Source organism: Psychrobacter sp. TAE2020 (genome assembly GCF_018919485.1).
Lineage (GTDB): Bacteria > Pseudomonadota > Gammaproteobacteria > Pseudomonadales > Moraxellaceae > Psychrobacter.
This window is the reverse complement of sequence record NZ_JAHLMU010000001.1, coordinates 1222102-1234361: the sequence shown is the minus strand read 5'-3', so window position 1 is coordinate 1234361 and position 12260 is coordinate 1222102. Positions and strand designations below refer to the sequence as shown.

At 38.4% G+C, this 12260-nt stretch carries 11 protein-coding genes; 8 read left to right on the top strand and 3 right to left on the bottom strand.

Features of this window, described 5'->3' with window-relative positions; translation table 11 throughout:
• The 8 genes from wzy to KPY62_RS04865 all read left to right on the top strand — a co-directional run.
• Nucleotides 1–947: O-antigen polysaccharide polymerase Wzy (gene wzy, locus KPY62_RS04900; protein ID WP_216581067.1), on the top strand; the 947-nt coding region annotated here is incomplete at its 5' end.
• A 275-nt stretch (nucleotides 948–1222) separates the two neighbouring features.
• Nucleotides 1223–2419, top strand: coding sequence for a glycosyltransferase (locus KPY62_RS04895; RefSeq protein ID WP_216581066.1), 1197 nt, complete (start codon nucleotides 1223–1225; stop codon nucleotides 2417–2419).
• A 13-nt stretch (nucleotides 2420–2432) separates the two neighbouring features.
• The gene (locus KPY62_RS04890) at nucleotides 2433–3758 is read left to right on the top strand and encodes a polysaccharide pyruvyl transferase family protein (protein ID WP_216581065.1); all 1326 of its coding nucleotides are present in this window, start codon (nucleotides 2433–2435) and stop codon (nucleotides 3756–3758) included.
• 101 nt (nucleotides 3759–3859) lie between these two features.
• Nucleotides 3860–4990, top strand: a complete 1131-nt coding sequence (locus KPY62_RS04885; RefSeq protein WP_216581064.1) for a glycosyltransferase family 4 protein — start codon at nucleotides 3860–3862, stop codon at nucleotides 4988–4990.
• Nucleotides 4991–5611 (top strand): sugar transferase, encoded by a 621-nt coding sequence (locus KPY62_RS04880; protein WP_216581063.1) that lies wholly within the window; start codon nucleotides 4991–4993, stop codon nucleotides 5609–5611.
• Nucleotides 5604–6257: an acetyltransferase gene (locus KPY62_RS04875; protein ID WP_216581062.1), complete on the top strand. Its 654-nt coding sequence runs from the start codon at nucleotides 5604–5606 to the stop codon at nucleotides 6255–6257. The genes KPY62_RS04880 and KPY62_RS04875 overlap by 8 nt, the downstream gene beginning before the upstream one ends.
• An 82-nt stretch (nucleotides 6258–6339) precedes the next feature.
• Nucleotides 6340–7548 (top strand): DegT/DnrJ/EryC1/StrS family aminotransferase, encoded by a 1209-nt coding sequence (locus KPY62_RS04870; RefSeq protein WP_216581061.1) that lies wholly within the window; start codon nucleotides 6340–6342, stop codon nucleotides 7546–7548.
• Between the two features lie 141 nt (nucleotides 7549–7689).
• The gene (locus KPY62_RS04865; protein WP_216581060.1) at nucleotides 7690–9141 is read left to right on the top strand and encodes a capsule assembly Wzi family protein; all 1452 of its coding nucleotides are present in this window, start codon (nucleotides 7690–7692) and stop codon (nucleotides 9139–9141) included.
• 176 nt (nucleotides 9142–9317) lie between these two features.
• Here the strand turns inward: KPY62_RS04865 and scpB are convergent, their stop codons facing one another.
• The 3 genes from scpB to KPY62_RS04850 all read right to left on the bottom strand — a co-directional run bounded on the left by scpB (nucleotide 9318) and on the right by KPY62_RS04850 (nucleotide 12179).
• The gene (gene scpB / locus KPY62_RS04860) at nucleotides 9318–9923 is read right to left on the bottom strand and encodes an SMC-Scp complex subunit ScpB (RefSeq protein ID WP_216581059.1); all 606 of its coding nucleotides are present in this window, start codon (nucleotides 9921–9923) and stop codon (nucleotides 9318–9320) included.
• 199 nt (nucleotides 9924–10122) lie between these two features.
• Entirely contained in the window at nucleotides 10123–10986 is an 864-nt protein-coding gene (locus KPY62_RS04855) for a segregation/condensation protein A (protein ID WP_228730576.1), read from the bottom strand.
• 113 nt (nucleotides 10987–11099) lie between these two features.
• The gene (locus KPY62_RS04850) at nucleotides 11100–12179 is read right to left on the bottom strand and encodes a tryptophan--tRNA ligase (protein ID WP_216581058.1); all 1080 of its coding nucleotides are present in this window, start codon (nucleotides 12177–12179) and stop codon (nucleotides 11100–11102) included.
• Nucleotides 12180–12260 lie beyond the last annotated feature (81 nt).

The following is a 12260-nucleotide window of genomic DNA, read 5'->3' as shown; positions in this document are numbered from 1 at the left end:
GTGTAAATACAGAGTATAAAATTGAAAATAAGTATCTTGTTAATATTAATTTTTTTATATTGTTAATATCATCTGTACTTTGGATTTTTATAATATATTTTATATTAGGTATAAAAGAGTATAAAGAGTTTTATAGTGATGGAGGTATTGTATTTAATATAGTTTTCGTATACTTAACTGTCGTAATAAATGTGTCTTTTTTACTAGCTCTTTTGGCTTCCCGCTGGGTAAAGTTAGCTTTAATTACTTTCTTAATATGGTCTTTATTTGCATTTAGCTTAGGTGTAAGAGGGCCAGCACTTTATCCATTTGCGATTGGAGGTGCGATTTTAATTTCGAGGAAGTTAATAAAATTAAACTATAAAAGGTTAATAGTGGGGTCTTTGGCTTTTTTATCTGCTTTGTCATACAAATTTCTTGACCGTGGTGGTTTAGATGTTGATAAAATTATTGATCCTCTCGCTGCAATTCAAGAGATGGGTGGATCATTACGTCCAGTATATGAAGTGAAAAGTTGGATTAACCAGGGTATGGATTTCTACCTAGGAGGAACATATCTCGCCCCTTTTGATAGACAGTTCAATAGCGTTTTTAAATTAAAAGAGAATCTGCCCAGTACTGTGGATGATAGGCTAATGAATGTAATGATTAACAATAAATCAGGGCCATATGGTTTTTCATTAATTGCTGAAGTATTTATTAACTTTGCAAACTCTGGTGTAATCGTACTGGGCTTTATGGTAGGCTTGTTTTTTAAATATTTAGATTCAAGAATAAGTAATAAGTCAGTAACGCCTGTCTTGATAGTATTTGCTTACGGATTTTTTTACCATATACGACAATCATTTGCAAGTACTTTCGGCACTGTTGTTGTTGGTATACTATATATATCCATTTTAGTTTTTATGTCAGGATTATTAAATAAAATTCAAAAGCATAGTTATTGATTCCATTTTTAGTAGTTAAAGATGAAGTCAATTAGCAAGTAGAGTTTTAAAGACTTAGAGAGTAAATTAGAGTTATGCAATTAACAGTTATTAATTTTATAATATTTCTATTAGATCAGTAACTCTTTATTAAAGTATAGACAGTTCATTGTAAAGTTGGAATGATACATATCCTAAATATTATTATTCAGATCACTGTTTTATGCTGGATAGTGTTTATATATAACTATGTATTTTTCATCATAATTGTAAAGTTAATAACAGGTTAATATTAAATGAAAGTATTGTTTGTACACGACCATAAGTTTAAAGTAGATAATAATGTTTATTATAGTAGCGGATCATTTTCTGCAGATATATGGCAACGATACTTAAGCGTATTTAAGTTCTTGACTGTTGTTGGGCGAGATGATGGAAAAATAACCAATAATCATAATAAATATTCTATTTCTTCAGCAAGCGGAGTTGATTTTGTATTGTTACCTAACATATCTAATTTCAAAAACGAAGTTCTGGGTAATAACTTTGTTAGAGAGAAATGTAAGAAACTAGTAGCTTCAAACGATGCTTTGATTGCTAGACTTCCTAGTAAGTTAGGGACCTTATTCATAAAAGAAGCTATTCGTCAAAATAAACCTTATGCTATCGAAGTAGTAGGAAACGCTTGGGATGCCTTGTGGAGTTATGGAAGTTTAAAAGGTAAGTTGTATGCTCCTATAATGGAGATGAATACAAAGAAAGTAATCTATAATGCTCCTTTTGTAATTTATGTTACCGAGTATTTTCTTCAGAAAAGATATCCTTGCAAAAATGGAGAAACAGAATTTTGTTCAGATGCGGAGGTAAATGAAGTGAGCAATGACGTCTTAACTCAGCGACTATCTAGAATTAACAGTCATTCTAGTAAAACTACATTTGGGTTAATTGGACATTACTCTGCTGATTATAAAGGAATAGATGTGGCCATTAAAGCCTTAGCTCATATATCTCCATATCTTAAAAACTGGGAATTTCAAATCGTGGGTTCAGGTGATCCTACTAAATATATTGAGTTAGCTAAAAAACTGAAGGTCATTAATAATATACGTTTTATAGGAAGACTGCCATCTGGAAAGCCCATTTACGACTGGTTGGATAGTATTGATGTTTACTTGCAACCTAGTTTAGTAGAAGGTCTTCCAAGAGCATTAGTTGAGGCTATGAGTCGGGGTTGTCCATCATTAGGTAGTACTATTGGCGGGATTCCTGAACTTCTTAATGAAGCACAAGTTAGTAAGCCTGGTAATCATATTGATTTATCTCAAGATATTTTTACCACAGTTAACGATAAGGATTTGATGTTTAAGTTAGCTAATGATAACTTCAATAAAGCCTCATCTTATTATAAATCTCAGCTTACCGAACGCCGGACTGAGTTTTGGATAAGTTTCTACGACTATATACTCGAGCATAAAAATATAATTAAAATATAAGGTTTGTAAAAATATGAAAGCTATTATAGTACCAGGAGTAACTGATTTAAATAAAGGCGATCAAGCGCTCGTTTGGGAAAGTTATCGCTTAATAAAAGATTTAAAATTATTTAGTGATATTCATATTTTAGAAGGTGGTGACACTAAAGAAGAAAAAGATTTATTATGCTCTCAGACACGAGAAAGAGGGTACAATTTAGTAAAAGGTATACTTAAGCATCCGAGGAGAGGCCAACACGCGTCTCAAGATCATGTAAAAGAATCTAAAATGTCTTATCTTAGACTGATTACAAATGGAGTTTTAGATTTTACTACAAACTCTTCTGTCATTATCTTTTCAAAAAACAATTTCCTATCATCTGTTTTATTTAGTAACAACTTACTAGAGAAAATTCAAATATTCAGAGATTGCGATGTTGTTTTTGTAAAAGGAGGTGGCTTCCTTCATGCTCATGGTGAATTCTTCTCTCCATATCTTATTTGGTATTTTCTGTTTTATTTGCGACTTGCAACAAGATTAGGAAAAAAAGTAGTAGTTCTGCCAAATTCATTTGGACCTTTTGATGGGCTTACTGTTCAAGAACAAATAAAATCAGTTCTTACAGATTGTGATCTAATATATGCAAGAGAAAAAGTCTCTGCCGATGCAATATCCAAAGTTATTGATAAAAAGATTAATGTTAGACCTGACTTAGGTTTCTATCTCAGACCATCTCACGATACTGATAAGATAAACAGTATTATGAATAAATATAATCTAACTAATAGTGATAAAATAGTTGGAATAACTGTTAGACCATGGAGGTTTCCTGGTCATAAAAATACGGAAGAGCTATATAAGCGCTATATAGAATCTATTGCAGAGTTCGCTTCCTATGTAACTAAAAAAGGATATAAAGCTGTAGTTTGTAATCAATCTATAGGCCCTAACTCTCATGAAGATGATAGGAATGCTATTCGAGACTTGCTTGTTATATCTAATGATATAATATGGATAAATGAAAACTTACATTGTGATGTTTTAAAAGCTTTGTATTCTAGGTTCTTCTGTTTACTAGGAACTAGGTTTCACTCTGTTATATTTTCTTTGACCTCCCTTATCCCATGTATTGCTATAGGATATGGTGGCAATAAAGCTAAAGGTATTATGACTGATTTTGGCTTAAATGAATTTGTAATTCCGATTGAACTGGTTAAAGAAGATAATCTGATTTATTTATTTGAGGAAATAGAAAGGAATTATGAAGTCATTACTTCTAAGTTATTAGAAGGAGTTAATGTAATAGAGTCTGAACGTAACCTCATGATTGATGAGATTCGTAAAGCTATTAAACAATAATAACTAAAAAATTATTTATTAAGTTAATAATAAATTTTTATCTTAATCTCTTGTTTAGAGATATCTGCAATATTATTTATTAACTTAGAGTGGTATCTCGAATGAAGATTTTGATTATAGGTACTATTGCATCAAGTTTATACACTTTCCGAAAAGACTTTATAAAATCTTTAGTTGAGAGAGATTATATTGTTTATGCGTTTACAACTGATTATAGCGAAAATGAGCTAGCAAAAATTGAGCAGTTAGGTGCTATACCTATAACTTATAAATTAAATCGTGGTGGCCTTAATCCTTTATCTGATATAAAAGCGACTTATGATCTATCAAAAATAATTAAAGAAATAGCTCCAGATTTGGTTTTCTCATATTTTTCTAAACCAGTTATTTTTGGAACCTTGGCAGCGAAGCTTGCTAAAGTACCGCAGATAGTTGGTATGCTAGAAGGACTGGGTTATGCATTTACTGATCAACCCAAAGTATTAACTAAAAGAGTTCAGCTTATAAGAAAGTTGCAGGTTTTTCTCTATAAAATATCTCTACCTCGATTAGATCAGCTTATATTTTTGAACCCTGATGATCCAAAAGATTTATTAGACAGATATGCAATAAAAGTAGATAACGTAGCTATTTTAGGGGGCATTGGTTTAAATTTGAATGAGTATTCTTATCAGCATATAACTAACACCAGCCTGCCTATAAAATTTTTATTCATTGGTCGTTTACTTAAAGAAAAAGGTATTCATGACTTCGTATCAGCCGCGAAGAGAGTGAAAGAAATGTTTCCTGATACTCAGTTTATAGTTTTAGGAGCAATTGACGATTCAAACTTAGGTGCTCTACAGAAGTCAGAGTTAAATAATTTAATAGCATCAGAGATAATAAATTATCCGGGACATGTTAATAATGTTCAGGATTGGATTGCTAAAAGTCATATTTTTGTACTCCCGTCCTATCGTGAAGGTGTGCCACGTAGCACCCAAGAGGCAATGGCGATAGGACGAGCAATAATTACGACTGATGTTCCAGGATGTCGCGAAACAGTAGCTGATGGTGTAAATGGTTTCTTAGTAGAGAAGTGGAATCCGCAAGCTTTAGCTGAAAAAATGATATTTTTTATCGAGAATCCAGAAGAAATCCAAAAAATGGGTTACGAAAGTTATAAGATAGCGCAAGAGAAATTTGATGCTGATAAAGTAAATAAACGATTACTAAACATTTTAGGGCTATAAATGATAAAACGCCTCTTTGATATAACTGCTGCTACAGCTGCTCTAGTAGTACTATCTCCGGTATACGCTATTACCGCCTATAAAGTGAATAAAAGTCTTGGCTCACCTGTTCTATTCCGTCAGACTCGTCCGGGCAAGCATGGCGTTCCATTTGAGATGATTAAATTTCGCTCCATGAAGGATGCTATAGATACAGACGGTAATCCGTTACCAGATAGTAAGCGCCTAACCCCATTTGGGCAAGCACTACGCAATACTAGCTTAGATGAGCTACCAGAGCTATGGAACGTAGTGAAAGGGGATATGAGTTTAGTCGGTCCTCGTCCGTTATTAATGGAGTATTTACCCTTATATAATGAGCAACAAAATCGTCGCCATGATGTACGTCCTGGTATTACTGGCTATGCACAAGTCAATGGTCGCAACGCTATTGGTTGGGATAAGAAGTTTGAGTTAGATACTTGGTATGTAGATAATCAATCATTATGGTTAGACATCAAGATACTGTTCAAGACTGTTAAAAAAGTATTAGTAAAAAACGATATTAGTGCTGAGGGTGAAGCCACTATGAGTAAGTTTACCGGATCAAAGGCTGCTATATTAGAAAATGGCTATGAGTGAAGTGTTTGCAGTGTACGGTGCCGCAGGTTGTGGACGTAGCCTTATGCCTATAGCTGCTGAGCAATTAAAGCGAGTAGCGAGTGACAGCCAAATTGTATTTATTGATGATGCATTGGTCGATAATGCTGTCGTTAATGGTCATGTTGCAATGAACTATGATAGCTTTAAGAGTTTAAAGGAAGAACATAAATTCGTGTTAGTTGCTATCGCTAATAGCAAGATACGTCAACAGCTTGTTGATAAGCTTGAGCACGATAGTATATCGCTATGGACAGTGCAAGGCTCAACAACTTTGATTATGGATAGTACCAACATTGACCAAGGTGCTGCGCTTAGTCCTTTTGTCACCATAGCATCTAACGTGACTATTGGTAAATGCTTCCATGCTAACTTGTATAGCTATGTTGAGCATGACTGCGTTATCGGTGATTACGTAACTTTTGCCCCTCGGGTCAGCTGTAACGGTAACATTCATATACACGACCATGCCTATATTGGTGCGGGTGCAGTTATCAAACAAGGGACACCTGCTAAGCCATTGGTTATCGGTAAGGGCGCTATCATTGGTATGGGAGCAGTAGTCACTAAAGATGTGCCAGCTGGAGCAGTGGTAGTTGGTAATCCGGCGCGGCCCTTAATCAAATAGTGTTATATAATTAATAACTAGTAATCAATGCCAGTTTATCAGCCATCAAATAGCAGATACAAAATAGAGCTTTAAGGATCTTATGCTAAATACCCCATTTTCACCATGGCCTAGCTTCACCCAAGAAGAAGCGGATGCGGTCAGCCAAGTATTACTCTCCAATAAGGTAAATTATTGGACTGGGCAAGAATGCCGCAAGTTTGAAAAAGAATTTGCAGACTGGACAGACAGCAACTATGCTATCGCTCTAGGTAATGGTACTTTAGCATTAGATGTCGCCTTGCAAGCCCTAGGTATCACAACGGGTGATGAAGTTGTGGTCACTCCTCGTACCTTTATCGCTAGTATTTCCTCAGTGGTTAATGCGGGTGCTACTCCAGTATTCGCTGATGTTGAAGCCACTACCGGTAACATCAGCGCTGAGACTATAGCTGCCGTTATTACTCCCAAGACTAAAGCTATAGTCTGTGTACACTTGGCAGGGTGGCCTTGTGATATGGACGCCATCATGGCGCTTGCAGAGCAGCATAATCTGTATGTCATAGAGGACTGCGCCCAAGCCCATGGCACTCGCTACAAAGGGCGTAGCATCGGCAGTATCGGTCATATCAGTGCTTGGAGCTTTTGCCAAGATAAGATTATGACTACGGGCGGTGAAGGCGGTATGGTTACTACCAATGATGAGCAGCTATGGCGGAAGATGTGGGCTTATAAAGATCATGGCAAGAGCTATGCCGCTGTCTATGAGACTGACCATCCCCCAGGCTATCGCTGGCTACATGAGAGCTTCGGTACTAACTGGCGCATGACAGAGATGCAAGCGGTGATTGGCCGTATTCAGCTCACCCGCATGAGCGAGTGGACGGCCAAGCGTACGGCAAACGCCCACGCCATACTAGATGAATGTGATAAATGGCAAGCCAAGGGGTATTTATCAGTCCCTAGATTAGAGCATGCGCCAGCTTTCACTGACTCGACTCATGGCTACTATAAGCTCTATGTCTACGTACAGTTGGACAACTTGCCTGCAGACTGGTCACGCGATCGTATTATCGCTGAGATTAATGCGCTTAAGGTGCCTTGTTTCTCAGGGTCGGCTTCTGAGGTCTATTTAGAGAAAGCCTTTGATAATACCGGACTGCGTCCTGAAACTAGGTTGCCTATCGCTAAACAATTGGGCGAGACTAGCTTGATGTTCTTAGTACATCCAACCTTGACTAGCGCTGAGATTGAGCAGACCGTAGCGGCTATTGATACTGTGTTCACTAATATCAATGCTTCTAGCCAGTAGTAACTGCTGTATAATAGTGGTATATATTGTTAATAAAAACCTATATTAATAAAAAACCTATCAAATACTGCTGGGTTTTTTAACTCTAGTAGTTTATAAAAATACAGCCATTATTAAACATTGCTATAGAAGCAGACCCTTATGAATAAAAAGTTAGTTACGGTATTAACGGCCGGTGTAGTATCGATAGTTTCTATCTTATCGACAACGGCATCCGCGCAAAACCTATATATGAATGATCTGCGGCTAAAGGCTGATATTGACTGGCTTAATAGCCAAGGCGTGACGCAGATTAGTACTAGCACTTGGCCATTGACTGCCAATGAAATCAAACGTGGTTTGAGTACGGCTAAGGCGACAACGCCTGCGCAACAGCAGCTATTACAGTCAGTAGCTACCAAACTTAAGCAAAACCCTAATTCGATAGTCCATGCCCATGTAGGACTGTATTTACAGGCCAATCGTCAGCAGTTGCCACAGAATTTTGCTGATAACCAGTTGGCTGGGCAGCAGATCAGTGGCTCTGTAGGGCTTAGCGAAGACAATCTAGAGTTCAATCTGCAAGCCAATCTAAAGAATGACAAGCTCATTGAAGACGGCTCTGATATTAGCTTTGAAGGCTCGTATGTCGCCGGTAAGCTGGCCAATCAGTGGCTAGTAGCGGGCAAAATTCCAGCATGGTGGGGACCGGGTACTGATGGCAGCCTGATTAGAGGTGATGCTAGCATCCCCGTTACTGGTATTACTATGCAGCGTGATCAGCAAGCAGCGCCAGTCTCGCCGTATTTATCTTGGGTAGGCCCTTGGCAGTATCAGCTGTTCGCCGGTCAGCTGGAGGATTACAACGCTATACCCGATACCAAGTTATTCGGCGCACGTCTTACCGCTAGTCCTTGGCCTTGGCTAGAAGTAGGGGCTTCGCGTACCTTTATGTGGGGCGGTGAAGGTCGACCACAGAATTTTAGATCTTTTACCGATGCCGTTTTAGGTACTAAAGATAATGGCGGCAATGAGAATGGCGATCCTGCCAATCAACTGGCTGGCTTTGATGCGCGTTTGAGCTTAGCGCCTCTGATTAATGTCCCTGCTGGGGTCTATGCGCAGCTAGTAGGCGAAGATGAAGCCGGCGCACTGCCTGCTAAAAATATGTATTTAGCGGGTGTCGACTACGCTTCAGCTGCTTATGGTAAGCCCTATCAGCTTTATGCTGAATATGCAGATACTCGTACTGGCGGCAAATCTAGAGGTATATCTTACGATCATAGTATTTATACTGATGGCTATTATCAGCAAGGCTATCCGCTTGGTCATTCATTAGGTGGTGATGCTGAGAGTATTTCAGTCGGTGGTAAACTATGGTTGGATGAGCGTAATTTTATCAATGCCAAATTACAGCATGCTAAAGTAAACCAAGCTAATGAGGCCATTAACCAAGCTTTCCCAACTACCGACAAGCTAACCGCTATTGATGTCTCTTGGGAACATCAGCTACAGCCATTGACGACGATTAGTACTAGACTATGGGCCGTTGATTCAGATACCCAGTCGACTGAGATTGGTGCTGGTATAGGCTTACAGTTAAAAACCTACTAATTTTAAATTGATAGTTATAAGCGCATATTTGTAATTATTAATTATATAGTTTTAACATCAGTAGGCTAAATGGTTTTTTATTAAAGATATCTGTACATAAGAAGGGTCTATTGAATTATCAATAGACCCTTTTTTATAACCGTATTTTTATGGCAATACTATTAGCTGTTAAACGCTTAGTTGGACACTGAACCAACTGCTACTAAATCCGGCATAGGGGGTAGCTGCTCTAAATCTGTCAGCCCAAAAGCATCTAAGAACTGCGCGGTAGTATGCAATAGCGCAGGGCGACCTAAAGTGTCTTTATAACCTTCCTCAATTATCCAACCTTTATCGAACAGCTGTCTTAAAATACTACTAGATAAAGTCACTCCACGTACGTACTCAATGTCACTACGAGTCACTGGCTGCTTATAAGCAATGACGCTTAGAGTCTCTAGCAAGGCTTGGCTAAGGCGCTGTTGACGCTGCGGGAACACTTGCTGGATTAAAGCGCTGTACTGGTCTGCTACTTGTAATCGATAGCCGCTGGCAGTCTCAGTAAGAGTTAACACCCCGTTATCTAAACGCTGTTGTAATATCTCTAAAGCCAGTTGCAGCTCTTTAGTGGATAGAGACAAATACTGTTTAATACTACTAGCCGTTAGCGGCGCTTCGGAGGCATGCAGCAGTACTTCGATATCTAGACTGATACTTTGGTGTTTATCAGGATTATTGTCTTTATAGTTATTTTTAGGGTAGTTGTTTTTAGAGTGATCTTTAGGGTTATCAAGGTTGGTCATTAGCATACTGCTCTAAAGAGTGGGTTAAAATTTTTGCAACAGTTTAAAAGGGTACTACCACTAGCGCAGCATAATCCACCAATGGTGTAAGTTGCTAAAGCATTATGTTAAGCTTTAGCATTTTTATTATTAAAAATTAAAAGTTAAAAGTTAAAAGTTAAAAGTTAAAAGTTAAAAGTTAAAAATTAAAAAAACCAGCCTAAGCTAACCATTGCAAAGTTAACTTGTTAGTTTGATGATCGCCTTCACTGTTTTCTTCATTATTAATAGCACTATCTGCTTTGACAACCCCGACCAATTGACGTTTAATTAACTCTAGTACTGCTACAAAGCTAACCACTACCCCGATTCTGCCTTGCGAGCTATCTAGCAGCTGATAAAAACAATGCACTCCATTAGTACTAAGCTGGCGACTGATGCTGGCAATACGCTCAGCCAAAGGTACAGTATCTACTTTTACCGTATGCGTTTGCAGTTGATAGTTAGCCTGCAATTGCATCTTAAACAAGCTTTCGATCAATAAATTGGGTGAGTAGCTCGGTAGTTCAGCTTGCATAATATCTTGATTGGGCATGCTAACTAGTGCTAAGAATACGTCACGCTCAAGACGTACTAAGGTGTCTAAGCGCTGGCTAGCCTCTTTAATTTGCGCATAAGCTTCTAGGCGTTCTATCAGCTCAGCTTTTGGGTCACGCTCATCAGTTGGGTTTTGCCGCTGAGGTAATAACAGCTCAGACTTAATAGCAATTAGGGTCGATGCCATCAGTAGATAGTCACCAGCCAATTCAAAATGATCGGTATCCAGCTCGCTGATATAAGCCAAATACTGCTCAGTGATAGGCAATATCGGCATCTGAGTAAGATCGACGTTGTTCTTTTTGACTAGATAAAGTAAAAAGTCTAGCGGTCCGGCAAACTGCTCTAGCCAAATGGCAAACGCTTGCGGCGGCACGTACAAGTCTGCTGGTAAGTGCTGCACTGGCGTTTGATAAATGCGTAAATTACTATTACTTTGAGTACTGTCATTTGTATCGATATTTATAGCAATAGACCCCGCGTTCAACTGTCTAAAATTATTAGCGTAGGCTGGGTTTTTAACCCAGCTTGAAACTTAGTAAAATTGAAATGCTGGGTTAAAAACCCAGCCTACAAATAGTTTGTATTAAATAAGGACTATTACTTAAGCTTAGCAAGCGGACGGATGCCGATAGCACGACGAGTTTTATCCAACTGTTTGCGGCTATGGCGACGGGCTTTATCCGCTCCCATTTGTAGTATTTCTTCTAATTGTATTGGATTATTCATCAGCTCTTGGTAACGAGCACGGAATGGCGCAATCTCATTGTTTATTTTTTCAAATAGCGCTTGTTTAGCCTCACCCCAGCCAATACCAGTAGCGAATTGCTCACGCATAGCTGCGACTTCTTCAGCACTAGCAAAGGCTTTATAGATTTCGAATATAGCGGAATCATCAGGGTCTTTTGGCTCGTTAGGTAATTGCGAGTTAGTAACGATCTTCATAATAGCTTTATGCATCTGCTTCTCTGAGCTCACTTGTGGGTTCATATCACCAAATAGAGGGATAGTGTTGCCATAGCTTTTGCTCATTTTACGGCCATCAAGTCCCGTTAATAAGGGGGTAGCATCATCGACTACTGCAGTTGGCATAGTGAATAGCGGCTTATATCTATGATTAAAAGTACCAGCGATGTCACGAGCCATCTCGATATGCTGAATCTGATCACGACCAACTGGCACATGAGTGGCATTAAACATTAAGATGTCGGCAGCCATTAATACCGGATAGCCAAACAGCCCCATAGTAACGCCTTGGTCAGCATCCACACTATTAGCTACATTAACATCGACTGAAGCTTTATAAGCATGAGCACGATTCATTAGACCTTTGGCACAAGAGCAATTAAGAATCCAAGCCAATTCTGGAATCTCTGGCACATCTGACTGACGATAAAAAGTGACACGCTCAGGATCTAGGCCACAAGCCAACCAAGTGGCCGCAATCGATTTAGTAGATTCATGAATCACCGCCGGATCATGACAGCCAATAATGCCATGGTAATCTGCCAAAAAGAAAAAAGCTTCATCATCGCTGTTTTTAATCGATTCAATAGCTGGGCGAATAGCACCAATATAATTGCCTAAATGTAGAGTACCAGTCGGTTTAATACCAGTTAACACACGTTTGGCTGCTGGCTGTTGGCTATTCAAAGGGGTCACACTGTCATTATTATTCATGAAAAATCCGTATCTGTCTTTATTAAGGTGTTATTAGAGTGTTATTAAGGTGCTATTAAAGGGTTATGCATGTTTTATTAA